The sequence below is a fragment of the Anaeromicrobium sp. genome (assembly GCF_025210435.1).
Classification (GTDB): Bacteria; Bacillota; Clostridia; order Peptostreptococcales; family Thermotaleaceae; genus Anaeromicrobium.
In genome coordinates, this window is the sequence record NZ_JAOART010000067.1 from 1 (window position 1) to 20,870 (window position 20,870).

Annotated in this window: 16 protein-coding genes; 1 reads left to right on the top strand and 15 read right to left on the bottom strand. The window is 30.9% G+C overall.

Features of this window, described 5'->3' with window-relative positions; all coding sequences use genetic code 11:
* Positions 1 to 912: 912 nt before the first annotated feature.
* The 4 genes from xerA to N4A57_RS08115 all read right to left on the bottom strand — a co-directional run bounded on the left by xerA (position 913) and on the right by N4A57_RS08115 (position 4,729).
* Positions 913 to 2,004, bottom strand: a complete 1,092-nt coding sequence (gene xerA, locus N4A57_RS08100; protein WP_293657421.1) for a site-specific tyrosine recombinase/integron integrase — start codon at positions 2,002 to 2,004, stop codon at positions 913 to 915.
* 138 nt (positions 2,005 to 2,142) lie between these two features.
* Positions 2,143 to 3,045, bottom strand: coding sequence for a PhzF family phenazine biosynthesis protein (locus tag N4A57_RS08105; protein WP_293657423.1), 903 nt, complete (start codon positions 3,043 to 3,045; stop codon positions 2,143 to 2,145).
* 157 nt (positions 3,046 to 3,202) lie between these two features.
* Entirely contained in the window at positions 3,203 to 3,910 is a 708-nt protein-coding gene (locus N4A57_RS08110; RefSeq protein ID WP_293657425.1) for a hypothetical protein, read from the bottom strand.
* A gap of 369 nt (positions 3,911 to 4,279) precedes the next feature.
* Complete coding sequence (locus N4A57_RS08115; RefSeq protein WP_293657427.1) at positions 4,280 to 4,729, bottom strand: DUF6882 domain-containing protein; 450 nt, start codon at positions 4,727 to 4,729, stop codon at positions 4,280 to 4,282.
* 212 nt (positions 4,730 to 4,941) lie between these two features.
* Between N4A57_RS08115 and N4A57_RS08120 the strand changes: the two genes are divergently transcribed.
* On the top strand, positions 4,942 to 6,465 hold the full coding sequence (locus tag N4A57_RS08120) for an AbgT family transporter (protein ID WP_293657429.1): 1,524 nt from the start codon (positions 4,942 to 4,944) through the stop codon (positions 6,463 to 6,465).
* Between the two features lie 45 nt (positions 6,466 to 6,510).
* Here the strand turns inward: N4A57_RS08120 and N4A57_RS08125 are convergent, their stop codons facing one another.
* The 11 genes from N4A57_RS08125 to mglC form a co-directional block, all read right to left on the bottom strand.
* A complete protein-coding gene (locus N4A57_RS08125; protein WP_293657431.1) occupies positions 6,511 to 7,197 on the bottom strand; it encodes a hypothetical protein in 687 nt (228 codons plus the stop codon).
* Between the two features lie 156 nt (positions 7,198 to 7,353).
* Positions 7,354 to 9,543 carry a tetratricopeptide repeat protein gene (locus tag N4A57_RS08130; RefSeq protein ID WP_293657433.1) on the bottom strand — a complete coding sequence of 730 codons (2,190 nt, stop codon included), beginning with the start codon at positions 9,541 to 9,543 and terminating at the stop codon, positions 7,354 to 7,356.
* 344 nt (positions 9,544 to 9,887) lie between these two features.
* Positions 9,888 to 10,385, bottom strand: coding sequence for a CD3072 family TudS-related putative desulfidase (locus tag N4A57_RS08135; RefSeq protein ID WP_293657434.1), 498 nt, complete (start codon positions 10,383 to 10,385; stop codon positions 9,888 to 9,890).
* Positions 10,386 to 10,394: 9 nt separating this feature from the next.
* Positions 10,395 to 10,943 carry a CD3073 family putative ECF transporter S component gene (locus N4A57_RS08140; RefSeq protein ID WP_293657436.1) on the bottom strand — a complete coding sequence of 183 codons (549 nt, stop codon included), beginning with the start codon at positions 10,941 to 10,943 and terminating at the stop codon, positions 10,395 to 10,397.
* Positions 10,944 to 11,049: 106 nt separating this feature from the next.
* The gene (locus N4A57_RS08145) at positions 11,050 to 13,641 is read right to left on the bottom strand and encodes a hypothetical protein (protein ID WP_293657438.1); all 2,592 of its coding nucleotides are present in this window, start codon (positions 13,639 to 13,641) and stop codon (positions 11,050 to 11,052) included.
* 157 nt (positions 13,642 to 13,798) lie between these two features.
* The gene (locus tag N4A57_RS08150) at positions 13,799 to 15,247 is read right to left on the bottom strand and encodes a M56 family metallopeptidase (RefSeq protein ID WP_293657439.1); all 1,449 of its coding nucleotides are present in this window, start codon (positions 15,245 to 15,247) and stop codon (positions 13,799 to 13,801) included.
* A gap of 13 nt (positions 15,248 to 15,260) precedes the next feature.
* On the bottom strand, positions 15,261 to 15,626 hold the full coding sequence (locus N4A57_RS08155; protein WP_293657441.1) for a BlaI/MecI/CopY family transcriptional regulator: 366 nt from the start codon (positions 15,624 to 15,626) through the stop codon (positions 15,261 to 15,263).
* A gap of 116 nt (positions 15,627 to 15,742) precedes the next feature.
* The gene (locus tag N4A57_RS08160) at positions 15,743 to 16,363 is read right to left on the bottom strand and encodes a DUF2238 domain-containing protein (RefSeq protein ID WP_293657442.1); all 621 of its coding nucleotides are present in this window, start codon (positions 16,361 to 16,363) and stop codon (positions 15,743 to 15,745) included.
* Positions 16,364 to 16,745: 382 nt separating this feature from the next.
* A complete protein-coding gene (locus N4A57_RS08165; protein ID WP_293657443.1) occupies positions 16,746 to 17,747 on the bottom strand; it encodes a LacI family DNA-binding transcriptional regulator in 1,002 nt (333 codons plus the stop codon).
* A 43-nt stretch (positions 17,748 to 17,790) separates the two neighbouring features.
* Complete coding sequence (locus N4A57_RS08170) at positions 17,791 to 19,740, bottom strand: beta-galactosidase (protein WP_293657445.1); 1,950 nt, start codon at positions 19,738 to 19,740, stop codon at positions 17,791 to 17,793.
* 83 nt (positions 19,741 to 19,823) lie between these two features.
* A complete protein-coding gene (gene mglC, locus N4A57_RS08175; RefSeq protein ID WP_330671485.1) occupies positions 19,824 to 20,870 on the bottom strand; it encodes a galactose/methyl galactoside ABC transporter permease MglC in 1,047 nt (348 codons plus the stop codon).

The following is a 20,870-nucleotide window of genomic DNA, read 5'->3' on the forward strand; positions in this document are numbered from 1 at the left end:
ACGGAGCTGAATATGCTTCAGGGATTACGGTCTCCCCTGTGGTCTACATGATGCCCTGTGTACACTTCACCTTGGCTGTCGCCAGCTTCGGCGCAACACTCGATAAGGGTGGTTGGTTAGACCTTACCCTATAGGGACTCTTACCCTATCAGAAGCGCCAAGCTTTGCTTGGCGTACTAACGTCCTTGCTATATTGCGATGTTCCACATGATTTTAGTGGAATGTCTGAAAATAGTATGTTAGGCGAAGTTGGTTCTTTTATATCTAATATGCTTCTCAATTCTTTTTTTCTAAAAACTTATAAATCAACTCACATATAAACTTAAAAAGAAATATAAAGACTAAAGGCTCTATATAAGATGTATAAAAAACTCCTAAGTGAAACTTAAATTTTGTTAGTGATGATGCTCCTTCAAAAATACTTATCCTAATATATAAATTCCTTAATACTAACATGGTAGTAAATATCCAAATTAGTTTGCATAAGTTCTTATTATTCATCTCTCCAAACCTAAAAATACTCACCTAAACCCCTCCAATCAACTAACTTCAACATTCCATTATCAATCAATACAATTATGAATTCACTCACTTAATATAAACGTAAGTTATCATGGTTTAAAATAATAGATGGAATGATGATTTATGTTTCCATCTCAAATATATTTTATTATATAGTTGCAATTAGCATATTTCATTTTATTATTTCTAAAAGTAAAATAGATTTCTATTAAAAGATTTCATTATTAAATGTAACAAGTTTAATACAATACATATAATTTATAGTTATCCATTAATTCTAAGCAAAATCACTTTCGCCTAACTACTCATTTCACGAACCAGTTTCGCTATTTATCCATGGATGGATTAGCGAAACTGGTTCGTGAATATTTACTTATTTCTGTTACTTCTCTAATCCATTCCTTTAAATATTCTATCTAATGGACTTTCGATTTTTCTTATGCTTTTCTTACTTACATGAGTATAGATTTCTGTAGTTTTTGAGCTACTATGGCCCAGTAATTCTTGTATATATCTAAGATCTGTACCTCCTTCTAGCAGATGGGTAGCAAATGAATGCCGTAAAGTATGAACCGTTGCATTCTTCTTTATCTTTGCCTTCTCACATGCTCTTTTAAATACCTTCTGAACTGACCGCTCATGTAGATGTTCACCTTCATTTCCACCTGGAAAAAGCCAGTCCTTTGGTCTATATTCTTTTGCATATTCCCTAAGAATTTTAAGTGTTTTATCTGATAATAGGGTATACCTATCCTTTCTTCCCTTTCCTTGCTTTATATGAATCATAATCCTATTGCTATCTATATCATCAACTTTTAATCTAATAACTTCTCCTAGTCTAAGACCTGCTGAATATATGACAAATAATATGGCTTTATGTTTCTTATTTTCTACTGAATTTAAAATATCTATCACTTCTTTTTCACTTAATACATTAGGTAATTTCTTTTCCTTCTTAGGTCTTGGGATTTCATATAAAATGTTTCCTTTTCTAAGTATATATTTATATAAACATTTTATGGAGCTTAATGCTTGATTTACATATGAATGACTATTATTACTCTCATTTAACAAGACATACATATATTTTTCCACATCTTCTTTTGTCAATTGATCTACTACTTTATTACAAAATTTCAAAAATCTTTGCGAGTGCCCCATGTATGCTTTTATAGTTTTTGGGCTAAATCCCCTTAAAACTAGTTGCTCACGTAATTTATATACCAGCCCTTCTAAATCAAAGTTATATGATTCTTCTAATTCTTTAAGGATGTGTTCCATTGAATAATTACAATTCATTTTTTCATCTTTAAAAAGATTGAATAGCTTTAACTTGCTTTTATCATCATTGGGTATTACCCAGCACTTTTCATCTGAATTCCATTGTCTGTCCTTTACTCTTCTTATTTTCTTTACAAATTCCTTATTATAGTCAAAGTACACTGCAATTTCTTTTCCATTTCTCTCTTCCACATTTATCATAATGCTTCCTCCTAATTATACTACATTTGTATTTTAATGGAAATCATCACTCCTCTCCGCAAACATATGTTCGTATTTATTTTATGTTTTTAGATAAAAAAAATACTACTAGGATTCCTAGTAGCATACAATCTTTACTTATTCAATATTACATTCTCCTTTTATCATAACTATTCCAGTTCCACCAACCAAAACTCTTATATGATTGCTTTCATCCCTAATAGTATAGGTTTCAATTACACAAGGCATATTTACAATTGTCCCCTGCTCAGCTTTTAATCTTATTTGTCCTTCATTAGGATATTTGTTTTTTAATAAATATGCACTTACTGCTGCATTACCAATTCCACAGCCTGGGTCTTCGATTCCATTTCGTGGGCATATATTTCTTGTATGTATATGGGATATTTTATCATAGGTTTCAAAGGTAAATACTTGTGCTTCACTCATATTTACCCCACTGCAAAGTTCTTTTAGCTCCTTAATATTTCTTTTTACCTTCATTAAGGCATCCATTGACTTTACAGGAACTATTACATGTCCCAATCCTGTATGAACTGGCTCAACGGGTAAATCTTCAATTAAATCATCCACATCTAAACCAAGGACCTTTGCAACCTTATGGCTATCTATAATCTCTTGATAAAAAACTGGTTTTGAAGATTCCATCATAACTATAGTTTTCCCATTATCTTTATGTAATTTTATCGCTTTTAAACCTGCCTTTGTTTTTATTATATATTTATCCCTATTAGAAATATCTATCTTCCCTGAATCTTCAAGGGCAATGAATGCAGCCACAGTAGGATGACCTGCTATGGGTACTTCCTTAATAGGAGTAAAGTATCTTAGTTGAAAATCATATTCTTTTTCATTATCTGATTCCATAATAAATACGGTTTCTACTAAATTCATTTGACGAGCAATTGCCTGCATATTCTTTTCGTTTATTTCATTACCATCCACAAATATAGCCGCTGGATTACCTTCAAATGACTTCTTTCCAAAACTATTAACCACATAAAATTCCTTTGTCTTCATATATTAGTCCCCTTTTTGTCATTATCATTTATGTAATCTATATGGCAAATCCGGCGCGGTCAAAGCCTGACCTATTAGAAATCCTCCTTAGGCTAGCCCTAAAAGAATCATCTGACAACCTTTGCTCATATCCATTGTTATGCCATTTATTCTATTCTTAAAAAGTACTCTCAGAATTAACATGAAAATCTTTTAGATTTACAAGTTTCTTTTTTCCTCTATTTCCTTTAGTTATGCATTGTTTACCTTGTTCATCATATTTCTTAAATATGTAATCTCCAGTTAGAAGGTTATAATCCTCTTCTTCAAAATCTACTGAATCACCAATTATAACAGTAGAACCAAGTGTAGCTCCAATCATATACCAGCCACCGTTTTCATATCTAAATCTATATGAGTAATACCATTTCACATTACTTCCACCAAAGAATTTTATTAACACTGAACCCCTATCAATGGAAATACTTTCAAAGGGGTCTCCCCAGCCTCCCCCTTCGCCGGCTCTCATAATCGCATTATCTGCCATAATTGATAGAGAAAAGGTCTCATCAGAATTACCAAAAGCTATTAACAAAGAGCGAGGTGCAAGTAAATCCCCTTCTCCATCCTTCTCAATTACTACTACCACATCAGTAATTTCATCTTTATTTAAATCACCTTCAACTTTAACAGGTTCTCCTAAGCGAGATTCTAAAATATGCCACCCATCTGGTATAAAAAAAGAAATATCTTTTGCAGTATTCTCCTTGGTTATTTTTTCAATCTTGGCTACTACTGGATTGTTGTTATTTTTACTAATATTATTACAACCTACAAGGATAAAAAATAATGCTATTCCTATTATAATATTTATGCTATTTTTCATTTTTTCCTCCCAAATATATAAGTTTCTTTATATCTTAATATTTATTTATAGATTTATTAGTTTAAAATTTGTTTTATACAGTAACTTGCCTATAAGGGAAAATATTGAAAATCTTTGGAACCCTGGAACGTCACAACATCCTATGCTACTCCGACATGACACATGAACCTATCTACGAAGATTCACACTTTCGCTTGTGACAAGGACTTGGGTGGAAAAGATTTTCAATAGTTTCCTGAAATAGGCACACATAAAGCAAGTTTATACACCAGAAATCTATGTTTTTCCGTATATTAAAAGCTGATTATATACGATATTTTCTTATTACACAATATAATAATTATTTTTATAGTCTATTTTGATTGATTCTTATTCTTTCATTAATGCCACAAACAGATGACTTTTTTCTCCTGGCATTTTATACATGCCTAAGGCATCTAGATGTTTTACACTTATGGCCGTTATTTCATAGGCTGTATTTTCATCACATTGGAAGGCTTCCATTTCAAATGCATCATATCTAGTAATTTCTTTTAATTTTTTCAGTTCTTCAGAATCTTTCCTTATATCTTCAGTAAAGCTTTCGTTTGCCCAACTCCACATCCAAGTACCTTTTTCATGAGCCCATGTTCCAATACATACAATTTTAAATTCTAGTTCTACTTTTTCATTATTCTTAAACTGTAAAGTCTTAGAATTTTGATTAAACCAATAGCTTTCATATGTTCCTATATTATAATCACTAAACAAACTTTCCTGTTTATTTTCCAATTCTTCATATACCTTAGCTAAAAATTTTTCAAATTGTTCCTTTGTCATAAGTAACACCTCTCAATCATTTTCTTTTCCTGTTCCATTTCAATATATTTCGACAATATGCCCTTTATCTCCTTTAAAAAGCCTTATGAATCCTTTTATCATATCCTCTTTATTTTTATTTATTCATAGTTTTGAAAATAAGTAAAATATAGAATATTCTATTCCTATTAACAATAAGATTAATTAATATATTTTTATAGGGAGGATATGATATGGAAAGTGTGAAAAGGAAAAAAAGTAAATTCAATACCTTCTTAGATTGGCTTGAACGGGCAGGAAATAAATTACCTGAACCACTTACTTTATTTGTATGGCTTGCATTTATAGCTATTTTAATATCATTTATTGGATCCTTAATGGGTGTATCTGCTGTTCATCCCCTAACGAATAAAACTATCACTGTTATTAACCTTTTATCTAAAGAAGGTATCCAAAAAATGCTTATGAATGCCGTTAGTAACTTTGCTAACTTCCCACCTTTAGGGTTAGTTTTAACTTGTATATTGGGGGTTGGGTTGGCTGAGAAAACTGGACTTTTTTCTGCCCTTCTTAGGAAAAGTTTATCTAATGTGAAAAAATCTAGGATAGTTATGTTAGTAGTGTTCACATCTATTATGGCAAATGCTGCTGCAGATACGGGTTTTATAGTTATGCCTCCATTGGCTGCCATGTTATTTGCCTCTGCAGGTATGAATCCGTTAGTTGGAATGATGGTGTCCTATGCTTCTGTTGCTGGAGGGTTTAGTGCAAATTTATTAGTAAATTCATTGGATGTTTTAGTAGTAGGTTTTACCCAATCAGCAGCAGAACTGCTAGACCCTAGTGCAGTAGTAAATCCTGCCTGTAACTGGTATTTCCTAATAGTATCTACTATATTACTAACTGCCACTGCCACTTTAGTTACTACAAAGGTTGTAGCCCCTAGAATGGGAAAGGGAAATTTTCTAGTTGAAAGGGTAGAAGAGGTTACAGAATCTGAGGTAAAAGGTCTTAAATATGCTGGTATTGCCACTTTGGCTTACTTAATCCTATGTATAATTTTGGCTATGCCCCAAGGTGGATTGTTAAGAGATCCAGAGACAGGTTCATTATTATCCTTTAGTTCTCCCCTTATGAAGGGTCTAGTTCCCCTTATTACTTTATTGTTCTTTATTCCAGGTTATGTTTTTGGTAAGGTATCTGGAAAGATAAAAAGTGATAAGGATATTGTGGCTATCCTTGGTCAGGCCATGGCTGAAATGGGACCTTATATAGTATTGTCCTTTGTAATAGCCCAGTTCATAAACTATTTTAATTGGTCTAATTTAGGTATCATAATGGCTATTAAGGGGGCAGATTTTTTAAAGAACTTAGGTGCTCCAGCTCCAATTCTTTTAGTTTCATTTATAATCATATCTGCCCTAATCAATCTATTTGTGGGTAGTTGTTCTGCTAAGTGGGCCATTTTGAGCCCCATATTCGTACCCATGTTCATGTTATTAGGATTTAGTCCTGCCCTAACTCAAATGGCCTATAGGATAGGAGACTCTATTACTAATGTAATAACTCCACTTCTTCCTTACTTTGCCATATTAGTTGCCTTTGCTAAGAAATATGATAAAAATCTAGGAATGGGAACCCTCATAGCAAACATGCTTCCTTATACTATAGCCTTTTTCATATTATGGTCTATCCAAATAGTTCTTTGGTTCCTAATAGGTCTTCCTTTAGGCCCTGGTTCTCCCGTTTTATTATAGATATTATCAAATAAAAAAATCCCCAGTGGGGATTTTTTAGTTTAATTATTGAGCTCTTCTTTGTCCTATTTCTCCTCTTGCTCTTCTTTCAAAGACTTTTCCTTCTTCTATGGCCTTTATGATTCTTTCTGCTTTTTCCGTCTCTAACTTACCATCTTCTACTAAATCATTTATTCTCTCTATTTTATCTTCTTTAGATAAATCTCTGAAATCTTCTCCAAGTGGTGCAGGTCTTTTTCCATGTCCACCATGGCCTCTATGACCACCTTTGAATCTCTTAACAAAATCTTCATCTAATTTACCTTCATCAATTAGTTCTTGAATTTTTTCTTTTCTTTCTTCCTTAGATAGATCCTTTAAACCTTTTAATATTTCCATTTGCTCTATTCTCTTTACTATGTCATCATATCTATCTTCATCTATCTTTCCTTCATCCACTAGTTCTTTAACTTTCTCAATCTTTTCTTCCTTAGATAAATCTCTGAAATCTTCTCCAAGATGTTGTCTTTCATCTACCCTTTCCATCATCTCTTTAGCCTTATCTTCTGTTATCTTTCCTTCTTCTTGTAATTTTTCGATTCTCTCTATTGCCCTTTCCTTGTTAAATTTCTTAACTATTCCTGGTCTTTTTTTGAATCCTTCTCTTTTTATTACCTCTGTATTATCTGCAAATGAAGCTCCTGTTGAAAGTAACATAGTTCCTATTAGAGCTAATCCTATTAATTTTTTCATTTTAATCTCTCCTCTTTAATAATTTCTTTATTTTCTTTTCCTTGTCTGTAACTATATTATAGAAATTAAATGTGAGGATTTTGTGTGCTTTAATTGAACATTTAAAGAAAAAACTCCTCTGATTAAAGGGTTCCCTTTAATCAGAGGAGTTTTTATTTATTTCACATATTTAAAATAGTCTTCCTTTGTGGGACCTGATACTTTCATATCTGGTTCTATTCCTACTCCTAATACATTTTTATCTCCCACATACCACTTGTGATTTACTATGGCTAATAATATATGCTTCTTTTTATGATCATAAACAACTTGACCTACACCCTTACCAAAGGTCTTTTCACCTATTATAGTTACATTTTCTAATTTGTCCTTTAATCCTAAGGTTAATAACTCTGCTGCACTTGCCGTGTTTTTGTCTACAAATATATATATTTTTTCAAATTTAGTATGAGCTTCATCTGATATGTACTCATATTTTTTATTATTCTTATCTATGGTACTACTCACAACACACTCTGGCAATAATACATCTAATATGACATTGGCACTTTCCGTAGTACCTCCTGGATTATAACGTAGATCTATTATTAACTTTTTCTTTTCTGAATTATCTATAGAGTCTATAAACTTTATAAATTGTTCATCCGTATTTAAATAAAAATTATCTATCTTCACATAGGATAGTTCCTTATCTACCCAAGTATAGAGTTTACTTTCTTCTTCTTCCTTTGACATAGAATCATAGTCCTTACCATAAATACTATATGTGAAAATATCGTCTTCCTTTTTTAATTCACTTAGTAATTTGTCCACCTTTTCATTAGACAAATCCTTTTTATTTAAGTAACCTTTTATTTCCTTATCATAATCTTTTAATTGTCCATAATATAAATATTCTTCTTTAAATAACTCATCTATTAAACCTATTATAGGTTTATCCATCTGCTGTATATACTCTTTTACAAATAAAGCATTAGTATCTATAGGATCTATATTTAATGACTTATCTGCAAAATCCCCAGCATTGTTAAAGTCATCTAAATACAAATAACACATACTTATGGAACTTAAAACCATACTATTTTCAGGATCTATACTATATATGTTTTTGTATTCATCTATGGCCTCTTTATACTTTAATAATTGAAAATAACTATTTCCTAGATACAAGGAAATTCCATAATTCTTTTCAAAGATTTTTTCATACTCTAATCCAATTTCTATTACCTTTTCATATCTTTTATTCAAATAAAGGGATGCTAATTTTCCTTCGTAGGCACTTTCAAAATCAGGTTCCAAATCTATGGATTTATTAAAATTTTCTATAGCCCTTTTATAATCTCCCTTAGTTATTTCCACATCGCCTAATAGGGTATATGCAGTATAACTATCATTATTTAGGTCTATAGCTTTTTTTCCATATTCATAGGCCTTTTCCAATTCTCCTAACTCCCTATAGGTATAACCTATGGCAACATGATAATATTCATTTTTCCTATCCTTTTCAATGGCCCTTTTAAAGTAATTTAGTGCATCCTCAAATCGTCCTTCCCCATAAGCCATTCTTCCCATTTCACACTCTAAATTTCCTTTTTCAGAAAATTTTTCAATATAATCATGATAGAATTCTTTAATTTTATCATAATCTCCTATGGTCTTTAAAACTTCGGCCTTGTCATAATATATATTTTCATTGTCAGGATAGGTTTTCATTAAATTATCTATATATGTAAGAGCTTCCCCTTCTTTGCTATCATAAAGATAACAATATACTTTAAATAAATGGGTATTTATACTATCCTTATTGTATTCTAAATATTTATTAAAGGCTTCTAGGGCTTTTTTATATTCTCCCTTTTCATAATAACATCTTCCCATTCCAAAATAGGATTCGTAATATTCTGTTGTAGTCTCTGCTGCTTTTTTATAATAATCTAGTGCCCTATCAACATGACCTAATTCAAAATAGGCCTTTGCCCCATTAAAATATTCTACATGATCATTAGGTAAGATCCTTAGGGATTCTTTTATATATTTAATACTTTTTTCATAATCCCCTAATTCATAATATGCCCAACTTAAATTATTAAGAGGTGTATCCCATAATTCATCATCTTTTTCATATATTTTCTTAGGGTGCTTTAAAAAATCATCCTTATATTTTGGTGATTCTTTCAATGATTTTTCAAAATATCCTATTGCTTCTTCATACTTTTCTTCATCCATTAATTCTAATCCAGTTTTGTTGTACTCATACATTAGATCAGATATGGCATTAGTAATATTAGTACTTAGTATAATTGTTATAGCTGCTCCTAAAAATATACTTCTTACTTTCTTAAACACCCATTTCACTCCCTATATTTATGCCCTTATATTTTGCATGTAAGGCATATGAAAAAAATAAACTAGTCAGGTCCCTGAGGGATTTGAATTATTTTCAAGGCATGGTGAGTGAGCATATTAAACATATGTAAACGACTCCATAACGAAGAAAATAATTCAAATAACCAGTGAAATGACTAATTTATTTTTTGAATATGCCTAAGACTATTATATACTAAATTGAAGATATTGTAAGTTCTTTATTTCAAATAAATATATGTTTTCCCTTATAGGCAAGTTACTGTATAAAGAAAGCTTAGTGTTACGAAATCTATAAACCTATGCTTCACACAATTTAGACCTAGCTATCTAATAGCTAGGTCTAAAAAATCCCTCAATTCTTTCATGAATTCTCTATTCTCTTCATGTTCCATATAACTCGTTGGTACATCCATGTAATTCATTTCAATTTCATATTTATTTAAAATATCAAATAGCTCTTCAAAAAATATTCCCATGTCTCCCCTTATTCCACAAGTTGGACTTTTATTTATTCCTATAATCCCAATAATATTGTATCCATTTTCCATATAATTTTTTATAGTATATACTAAATCCTTAGCAAGGCCTTTACATAAAATTCTATATTCATTAGTATCATATTCCTTCTTACTCATGGGATTTCTTTCTATTCCCTTGTGAATCATTTCTGCACAGGGTATTTGTACTATACCTATGTTCCTTTTCATAATCTCCATTACTACATGGTTATAAGTGCCTTTTCCTCTTGCTAGGGGATATACTACAGCATTTTGATTTAATATACAATGGGATAAAAATATGAGATTTTTTTCTCTTTCCATAAAAAGACCTTATGCCTTTGCCCTAGGTATTATAGGCTTTAATCTTACAAGTAAAAATGACACAAATATACAACTAGCTATTTTATCTATAATATTAGATACTACCCTTGGAATAAATGCTGCTGGCATGAGCTTTTGCCCTGATTTAACTAGCCAAGTAAATATAACATCATTACCATCCCCAGTTATTCCACCAAATACATATACGGCTATTGGAGTTCCTATTAATGGTGCAACTATGGCCAATATGATTCCTGTAATTAGGGCCGTTTTAAAATTAAATTCGTATCTTTTAGCTATATATCCCACCACAAGACCCACCACAATATTTACTAATGCAAAGGGCATGGTCTTAGGATTTGTTATGATTCCTTGAATTATATTAGTAAGTCCCCCTGATATGGCTCCATAAACTGGTCCTAAAATACATGCTGTAAATATGGTTCCCACCGTGTCCAAGTATAGACTTGAAAACTTTAGCATATGTGTAATTGTTCCTAATACCACATTGATAGCTATTCCCAATGAGACAAAAGTGATTTTTCTAGTATTGTTCATAATACCCCTCCTAAACTCTTCTTCGTCTCAATTGTAAATAATTGTATTAATAGTGTCTAATAGAAATTTCCTATTCTAATTTAAAACTCATAACTATTCTGAATGATTAATCTCCCTCATAAAAATTAAGTACAGATTTTATTCTCAAGTTATCTAATTCATATATAGTCACATTCATATAGTGTCCAATAGACACTGTTATAACTTCCATTTTAGAGTCTCCATTTAAGTCTGCAAAATAAACTCTATATTCATTAGAATAGATCATGTCTGAGGATATATCCTCTACAAATATTGAATTTCCTTCCTTTTCCATATAAAGTTGAAACTTTTTAGCCTTCTCTTTATCAGGTGACTGAATTTCTTCCATATATACTTTTTCATTCTTGCCATCATTGTCTAGATCAACTAAATAGGATTTATCCACATGTAGTTCTTCTATTTTTCTTGGTACACCATTCCAATCTCCATTTATACCTATTATAAAATCTCCCCTATTTTCTATTATGGTAGGTATCTTTACACTGAGGATAGATTCTCCACTAGCCTGGGATATATATAAGGTAGGGTTATCTCCCGTTACTTTTCCTATTTCTTCCCCCTTAAAATAGAACCTATATTTTTCTCCTCCCCTTACTAATTGAGTATGGACATAATCTTCTTCTATAAAATCTGTAGGCATTTTAAAATCGTATATACTATACCAATTTCCATCTTTAGAACCACCAAGAACATGGGCCTTAGAAAAAACTCCATCCTTATCTTTAAATGCAAATACTATGGGGTGAAATTCATTTATGGCATTTTTCCCTGATTTATCTAAATCTAGTACATTATCTTCATTTTCCACATGATAGGTGGATCTATATCCATTAGGGTCATTATATTCTATAGTCTCATCGTCTAGCCAAACAGGTTTAGCTTCTCTTCCTCTTATGGTATTTATTAGCTTATTTTCCTTTTTATTTAAATCATATAAGTATATATTTACTGGTCTATTATCTTTAGCAAAATCTTTTGATTGATCCACAGCAAACATAAGGGGATAGTCACTATAAACTAACTTTTCCCTATTCATATTTAAATCGTATTCAGAGTTCAGACTTAAAGATGAGGTATCATATTCCTTTATATTTAAGTTATGTCCATCTATTTTATAAAAGGCATCTCCAATAACTCCTGGGGAACCCTTTTCTAACCATAAAATATTATCTTTCCATCCAACAAAATTAACAAATTCATTCTCATATTTAAATTTAAATACATCCTTATATCTTTCAACTATTCTTCCATCACCTTTCATAAGTACTATAGTCTCAATAGAGTTTACAGCTATATACTCCTCACTAGGTGATATGGTATAAGTAAAATAATTGTCTGAATATATTTCTTTCTTGTTTCCATTATAATCATATTTTACTAGTACTTCTTTAGAATCTTCTCCATTTCCCACTGTCTTTATAAAGTATATATGATCACCAAGTGAAGTTATATCTTGGTGTTTTTTCACTTCTATTTCATTTTTCATCTCTTCCCTGTTTTCTAACATATTAATAGTAGTAACTTTTAATATGCCATCTTCAAGTCTTTCATATAGTACCTTATTTTCTCCATACTTAGTAATATCTTTAATATGATTTATTTCTTCCTTTGAAATTCCTAATTTTTTTCTTTCACTATTACCCATATTAATTAGGTCCTTATGGCCATAGAATTGTCCCTTTCTAAATAGTCCATATCCACCTTTAAAATCCGTATCTTCAAATAAATACTGACCTTCTTTAGAAGTGAATAAACCATCTAAAAAGTGTTCTATTTCCCCGGAAAAGTCATATTCATTTTTTTCAAGTAGTGGTATGTAAACTAATAATATTCTCTTAGTTATGCTATCTTCTCCATTTGAATACTTTTCCTTATAACTTTTTAATACTTCCCTATTGATTTTTCCATCATTGTATTCAAAGATAGGTGTATTATCCAGTCCATAGAAATATATTCTTAAATAAAATTCATATTGCCTTACCATTGTGTCTTTGTGTTTACTATTTGGGTAATTTTTTATAAACTTCTCAATTAATCCTATTCTATCGTATAATTCATTAAATGATATTAGTAATGCTCCATCGGATACGTCCTTTTTATTTGCTAATTCCTTTTGAATAAATATGTAGTCTTTCATTGCTTTACTTATGTACTCATTATATTTATCTACCCAATAGAGCTCATCTACAAAATATATTTCGCCTTCATCACTAATGGCCTTACAATGTCTATCTTGTAATTTCACTATGTATTTATCTATTATCACATCTCCTGTTTTCTCATAGATACTACTTAATATGGCAGATTCTCCATCTCCATTTAACTTAAATAGCCTTTCTTGAAATTCCTTTGAATTATATTCATTCTCAAAAGTTATTTCAATGTATTTTTGTCTATATTCTATTAATTTTTCTATTATTTCATCTCCTTCTTCCTTTGAAATAGACCCTATCTTTTCATCTACAAATTGAAATATTTCATCATAATTTTTTTCTTCCTCTATCATATTTTCTAATTGCCCTAAAACTTTGCTTTCAGCCTTTTTAACCTCTTTAGTAGTTTGTGAATCATTTGTACTAACCTCTTTCTTCTTATCTCCACAACCACTGAGGGCAACTACAAGTACTAATATGAATACATACACTATTCTTCTCATTCTCATTCCCCCTTAATTTTATAAGTGCAAAATCATTTATTTCCCTACTATCATTATAAATTATAATAGATGTTTTTATAAAATATTGTTGAAATTTGTAATAAAAACGAAAAATAGGAAATAGTTCTAGAACTATTTCCTATTTTTCATCTATTCTTCATAAATTTTCTTTATACCTTATCCATTTTAATGGATCTTCTGCTTTTCCATCATTTCTTACTTCTAGATGTAAATTAGGTCTTGTAGCCATTCCTGTCTTTCCAAGGGTCCCTATTATCTGTCCCTTTTCAACCTGTTCTCCCTCTTTAACTAACATATCCGTTAAATGACTATATAATGTGACTATCTTATCATTATGCATTATTATTATGGTATTTCCGTATCCCCCTAGTACCTTACTTTCAATTACTACTCCCTTTTCTGCCGCTATTACACCGTAACCAATTTCCCCTTCCACATCTATTCCCGTGTGTAATTTTTCTACTTTAAGTATGGGATGTGTTTTCTTTCCAAATGTGTTTCCTATTTTATGAGAATTTGGTACGGGCCATATCATATCTAATTCCTTAGACTCTTGTTTTGGGCTTATTTTAGGTATATGGTCACCATTACCTAAAAAAGCACATCCCATTAGTACCATAATTAGAATTGATAAGATAGATAATCTATATGTATTCCTATTAAAGGATTTAATTAACTTCATACGTTTCTTTAAATTACTTTTGTTTCCTAACATTCCCATTACCCCCATATGTACAAATTCTTTTTCATTGTTACTGAGAAGATTTATTATAGTATGTCCATAGTCTATATTCTCCTTTGGACTTATATAGGAAAGGGCTAAACTATCACAGGCTATTTCACAATCTTGTCTCATTTTATAAAATCCAAACCAAATGATTGGATTAAACCAATGTATTATTTTAAATAGATTCACAAGGCCTAATACAATCATGTCTTTTCTTTTTTCATGGGCTAATTCATGACATATAATATACCTAATTTCTTCATGATCTATTTTCTTGTCTATATCCATGGGAATTAAAATTTGGGGCCTTATTATTCCATATAAGCATGGGCTAGTAACCACATTTGTGTATATAATTTTCATATTTCTTTTTATATTCATCTTACCTTTATATCTATTGAATATATTTAATATATAATTATCTACCCCCATGGAATTTTCATATAGTTCCCTCTTAAATTTGTAGTTTATAGTAATCATACCAAGAGCTAATATTATAGCCCCTATAGCCCATACACCAAAGAAGTACATATATATTTTCTCATCCATATTCCCATAGTTTAAATTAAATAATCCCCTATTTTTCATTAGTATATTATTAATATAGTTTTCTTCCATCATTAGATTTCCCATGTTTGTATAGATCTTCTCTAATGTTTCATTTTTAGATATATTAACATTAACTGTTAATCCATAGGGATATATTAAATTGGTAATTAATATAATCCATAAATAATAATCTCCCTTACTGCCCAATTTATTTCTAAAAATCATCTTTACTAATAATATAACTATTATTAGTGCACTCCCCTTTAGAGAAGATTTCATAATAAAGTTTAATACATCTACATATCCCATAATTCCTCTCACCCTATTTATCTTCTAATATTTTCTTTAACTCCTCCACATCCTCTTTAGACAATTTCTCCATATGAAGAAAGTTAGCAACTAAAGACTTTACCCCTCCATTATATACCCTTTGCAAAAATGACTTACTTTCCTCTATAACACACTGTTCTTCTCCTATTAATGGAGTATAATAGTACTTTCTATTTTTATTTTCATATGTTATAGCTTCCTTCTTTACCAGCCTACTAAGAAGTGTCTTCACTGTAGTTGGTTTCCAATTAGTTTCTTTCTCTAGTTCTTCCATAATTTCCGTAGCAGTCTTTGGATTTTCATTCCAAAGTACCTTCATAATCTTCCATTCTGAGTCAGATATGGCGGGGATATTCATATTTTTTCCTCCTTTGTCTACATTTGTAGTCTTTTATTTATACATTAAGACTACACCTGTAGTCATCATTTGTCAAGTTTTTTATTCTTTTACAAAAAAGTAAAAAACTTTCACCCCTAAGGGCGAAAGCCTAAATTTTTAATTAATCTATCATGATATTTTGTAAAAATTAATAATGAAGTTATACTTCCAATTAATGCACAGGTCATATCCCATTGAGTATCCCAAATATCACCTTGAGTTCCTAAAAATGCTTCTGCACCTTCACCTAGTACTTTTGCTGCTAAAAACTCTATTAATTCATATAGTGCACTAAATCCCAAGCACATAAATACAACTATAGTAAATAACCATCCACCTGTCCTTAATGGGGTCTTTCTTATTAACAACTCCCTAATTACAATGGCTGGTATGAATCCCTGGGCTATGTGGCCTAATCTATCATAATAATTTCTCATAAGTCCAAAATAATCCCTTATATAATCAAATAGTGGGACTTTCGCATAGGTATAATGACCTCCCACCATTAATATAATACAATGAATCCATATTAATGTATATGCAAGATCTGTGAGCCTAAATTTATTATATGTATAAATTAATATGGGAATAGCTATTAACACAGGAGCTATTTCTAAAAACCAAGTACTTCTTTCATAGGGGTTAATCCCTGATACTATTAACATTATTATAGTAGTTACTAGATAAAATATATGAATTTTTTTAACCTTATACACTTAATCTCCTCCTTTGAATATATCATACCACAGGAACAGTTACTCATGTTTACAAATATATATAGATTTCGTAACACTAAGATTTCTTTATACCGTAACTTGCCTATAAAGGAAAATATATTGAAAATTTTTGGAATTGAGGAACGTCACAACATCTTATGTTACTCCAACATGAGACATGAACCTATCTACGAAGATTCACACTTTCGCTTGTGACAAGGACTTCAATGGAAAAAATTTTCAATATATTTTCCTGAAATAGGCCCACATAAAGCAAGTTTATACACCAGAAATCTATAAGGCATATACATCTTAAAATCTAAAAAAATAAGTATTAGGAAATAAAATTAATACTCATTTTATCTCCTAATACTCATATAACTTATTTGCAGCTTTCTCTAATTATTAATTCACAAGGAATTACAACCTTTTTAGGTATTTCCCTATTATCCTTTATTCTTTCAAGTAATAAATTTACCACAGTAGTTCCCATAAATTCCGTATGGACCTTTACAGTGGTAAGGGGAGGAACTAAATAATTTGATGTGGGAATATCATCAAATCCTATTAAACTCACATGTTCAGGAACTTTTATATTAGCCTCATGTAATGCCTTCATAGCTCCAATAGCCATAGCATCACTACCTATAAAAAAAGCCGTAGGGAGTTTATCTTTTCTAATAGCTTCCTTCATGAGATTGTATCCATCTTCTGCTGTGAAATTTCCAAAATAGACTTGTTCTTCATTAAATAAGTTGTGCCTTTTCATAAACTCACAATAGGTGAGTTCACGCTCATCCCCTATATGTATTTTGTCTTCTCCCACATATTCCCTTCCACCTATGTATCCAATATGCTCATGGCCTAGGTTAAATAAATATTCCATTACTTCAAAGACTGCACTCCTAAAATCTATTATGACTGAGTCATATATTTTTTCATTTGGGGAATAATCTACAAAGGCAATATTATTTGAATATCTAGAAAACTTTTTAATGTCATCCTTGCTAAACTTTCCTATTCCTATTACTCCATCTAAATTTCTAAGGGCCTTTGCTGGATATTTATCCTTATTTTTAAATATGGTTGTTATTTCAACTTCCTTATTAAAACACTCTTTCTCAATACCCTTTCTTATGGACAAATAGTAAGGATCACCCAACTCTTCTTGCTGAGAATACCAATGCATAACTCCTATTCTAATTCTTTTAGTACTTTTATTATTCCTCTGTTTAGGAGTTTTGTAGTTTAATTCTTCAGCCGCTTCAAAAATTCTTTTTTTAGTTTCATTTGTCACAGAAAGGGTTTTGTCATAATTTAACACTCGTGATACTGTAGAAAGTGAAACATCTGCCAATTTTGCTATATCTTTTATTGTAGCCATTAAACTCTTCCTTTCACACCTAAATCTCCATTTTCATGTTTATCTATCCCTTTATAATAATGCTTTCGTAAGGGCCTATAGTAGTATTATCATAGACTAATTCCTCATCCCTATGGTTAGTTATAAATAGCCATCTTTCACCATTTAAATACCTAATATATACTTCTAATCCATCTTGAGATTTAATATGCTCAATATTATTTTCAACTACTATTTTTTCTGCAATATTACTTATAATACTATTATCTACCCCTGCTCCAATATAGTATACTTTTCCCGATTCATATTCATTTTCAGTGATACAATATTTAGTGTTATAAAATTTGTCATTGTATCTATATAAACCTTTAGCTCCTTCAAGACTTATTAAATCTCTCCATACTTCACAATTTCCCAATTTATCATTATATTCATCCATTCCTACTATTTCAACTCTTTGGTCTTTAGTCAATGATTCTGATTCTTCAATTTTAATCCCTGCCATCTTTCTTATATGACTAGGAAATGGACTTTTAAAATTAATATTATTATTCCTATCTTTGATCCCTGCCCTAAAGGAGAATACTATGATTCCTTCATTTTTCACAAAATCTTCAAGTTTTTTCGCCAATTCTCCATCTATTATGGACATAACTGGTATTAATAATACTTTATATCCTTTAAAAGATTTTTTAATACTTATTACATCCATATTAGTATTTAAATCATAAAAGGGTTTATACAGTCTTAATACTTCCTTAGTAAAATCAAATTCACTAGACTGCCTTTGATAATTCCATGACCATATATTATCAAAGTCATATAATAGGGCCACTTGAGATTTTATCTCACTATTAACCAGATCTTCATATTCTTTAATATGACTCATAAAGGATTTTACTTCCTCGTATTTTCTTCCCTTTTCATTATGCTGATCTATTATACCTAGACAATACTGCTCAGCCCCCCTGGTCATACCACGCCATCTGAAAAATAGCATATTTTTACAACCATGGGCCATGGCTTGATAAGCCCACATTTTAGCCTGATTAGGCCTTGGTAAATATCCTATGAAATCATGGCCTTGAGCTCCCATTATCTCTTCTACTATCCAATAGTTTTTATTTTTAAGTCCCCTTATATAATCTAGGGTCATGGCTATATGATGACTTTCTATAGGCTTTTTCAGTCCTCCCCATACGGGATAATTGTCATAGGATACAAAATCCAAATCTTCTGACAATAGATTTTGGTCATAGGCCCTATCAAAGAATCCTCCAAAAAAATTATGGGTAATTTCTTGTTTCTCTCCCTTGTATTTTCTTATTTGCTCTATTTGTATCTTTCCAAATTTATTTATACAATAGGATCTGAATCTAGCATATTCTAACTTTAAAGTAGGATTGTGAGTAGTAATAGTAGGTTTGGGTAATGGAATTTCACTAAAGTCATTATAGGTTTGACCCCAAAATATGGTTCCACACAATTCATTAAATTTATCTATAGTATCATATTTATCCTTTAAATATAATCTAAAATCTTCTTCACATTGATCACAATAACACATATCACTGCCTTCATGGCCAAATTCATTATCTACCTGCCAACTTATTATGCCTTCTTCATCTTTATAGTGACTAACTAATTTTTCCACTATTATCTTTGTATACTCTATATACTCCTTAGAATTAAAACAATATTGTCTTCTTCCTCCAAAGGCCCTAGTATGGCCTAATTCATCCTTTGACAATATAGATGGATGCTTTTTTACAAGCCAGGCAGGAAAGGTAGCCGTGGGAGTTCCAAACATGACTTTTAAACCATATTTCTTTGCCTTTTTTATTACCATATCAAAATATGAAAAATCATATTCCCCTTCCCTCTTCTCCATCAAATGCCACGCAAACTCTCCAATCCTAATAATATTAGAACCCATTTCCCTTATACGTGCCAAATCTTCATCTATCATACTATCATCCCAATGCTCTGGATAATAGTCTACTCCTAAGTACATATTATGCCTCCCAGATAATTAATGTTTATTTTCTTTTAAAAAAGAGGTAGTTAATTATTATTAAACTACCCCTTTTTGTAAAATTATTTTTTCTTAATATATTTTCTAGAATCTATTGCTACAGCTGTAATAATTATTAAACCTTTAATTATAAATTGTAAGTATGGGTTTACCCCTATAAATGATAGGCCATATGCAATTACTTGGAATATTAATACCCCTGTTACAATTCCACCTACAGTACCTATACCACCTGAGAAGGATAGTCCTCCTACGATACATGCAGAGATGGCATCTAGTTCATACATATTACCCGTGTTATTAGTAGCAGTACCTATACGTGCTGCCTCTAGGGTTCCACCTAATCCATATAGTATTCCACCTAACATATAAACTAATAATAAGTACTTAACCACATTTACACCAGATACTATGGCTGCTTCTTGATTTCCACCAATGGCAAATATATTTTTACCAAACTTAGTTTTATTCCATAATACCCAAATGGCAAAAGTAACTAGTGCTGCATATATTACAAGGAATGGGATCTTAAATCCACCAATATTAAATGCCCCTTGAGCAAACTTTGTGAATCTAGGATCTAACCCTCCAATAGGTTGAGCTCCATAAGGTGGTCTATCAAAGTAAATGGAGTTTACACCATATACTATTACCATCATTCCCAAAGTTGCAATAAAAGGGTCTACCTTTAATTTAGCCACTATAAATCCATTTGTTAATCCGATAAGTCCAGTTATAGCCATAACAAGGAATATTATCATAGCCATCATAAATATATTTAATTTTGGCAAATTAGGATACATTTTATATGCATAATCTGATGCTTGCAGTAGGGATGCAGAAACAACTGCCGCAAGACCTACTTGACGACCAAGGGATAAATCCGTTCCCTTTGCTACTATAATACCACCAACCCCAAGGGCCATTATAATACGAGTAGAAGCTTGTGATAATATATTTCTAAAATTCCTTAAGGATATAAAATCCGGTGAAACTGATACTATAATTATTAAAAGACCAATAAGAACTAAGAATATGGCATTATTCATCATCCAATTTAGCACATTTTCTTTATCAAAGGTGCTTTTTTTCTCATTAACCACTGACAC

Excerpts from the sequence above, each read along its gene's own strand:
- N4A57_RS08150 (WP_293657439.1), bottom strand. The coding sequence starts at position 15,247 with ATGGGATATGTAGATGTATTAAACTTTATTATGAAATCTTCTCTAAAG.
- N4A57_RS08155 (WP_293657441.1), bottom strand. The coding sequence starts at position 15,626 with ATGAATATCCCCGCCATATCTGACTCAGAATGGAAGATTATGAAGGTA.
- N4A57_RS08165 (WP_293657443.1), bottom strand. The coding sequence starts at position 17,747 with ATGGCTACAATAAAAGATATAGCAAAATTGGCAGATGTTTCACTTTCT.
- N4A57_RS08145 (WP_293657438.1), bottom strand. The coding sequence starts at position 13,641 with ATGAGAAGAATAGTGTATGTATTCATATTAGTACTTGTAGTTGCCCTC.
- N4A57_RS08170 (WP_293657445.1), bottom strand. The coding sequence starts at position 19,740 with ATGTACTTAGGAGTAGACTATTATCCAGAGCATTGGGATGATAGTATG.
- N4A57_RS08135 (WP_293657434.1), bottom strand. The coding sequence starts at position 10,385 with ATGGAAAGAGAAAAAAATCTCATATTTTTATCCCATTGTATATTAAAT.
- N4A57_RS08125 (WP_293657431.1), bottom strand. The coding sequence starts at position 7,197 with ATGAAAAAATTAATAGGATTAGCTCTAATAGGAACTATGTTACTTTCA.
- N4A57_RS08120 (WP_293657429.1), top strand. The coding sequence starts at position 4,942 with ATGGAAAGTGTGAAAAGGAAAAAAAGTAAATTCAATACCTTCTTAGAT.
- N4A57_RS08105 (WP_293657423.1), bottom strand. The coding sequence starts at position 3,045 with ATGAAGACAAAGGAATTTTATGTGGTTAATAGTTTTGGAAAGAAGTCA.
- N4A57_RS08110 (WP_293657425.1), bottom strand. The coding sequence starts at position 3,910 with ATGAAAAATAGCATAAATATTATAATAGGAATAGCATTATTTTTTATC.
- N4A57_RS08115 (WP_293657427.1), bottom strand. The coding sequence starts at position 4,729 with ATGACAAAGGAACAATTTGAAAAATTTTTAGCTAAGGTATATGAAGAA.
- xerA (WP_293657421.1), bottom strand. The coding sequence starts at position 2,004 with ATGATAAATGTGGAAGAGAGAAATGGAAAAGAAATTGCAGTGTACTTT.
- N4A57_RS08140 (WP_293657436.1), bottom strand. The coding sequence starts at position 10,943 with ATGAACAATACTAGAAAAATCACTTTTGTCTCATTGGGAATAGCTATC.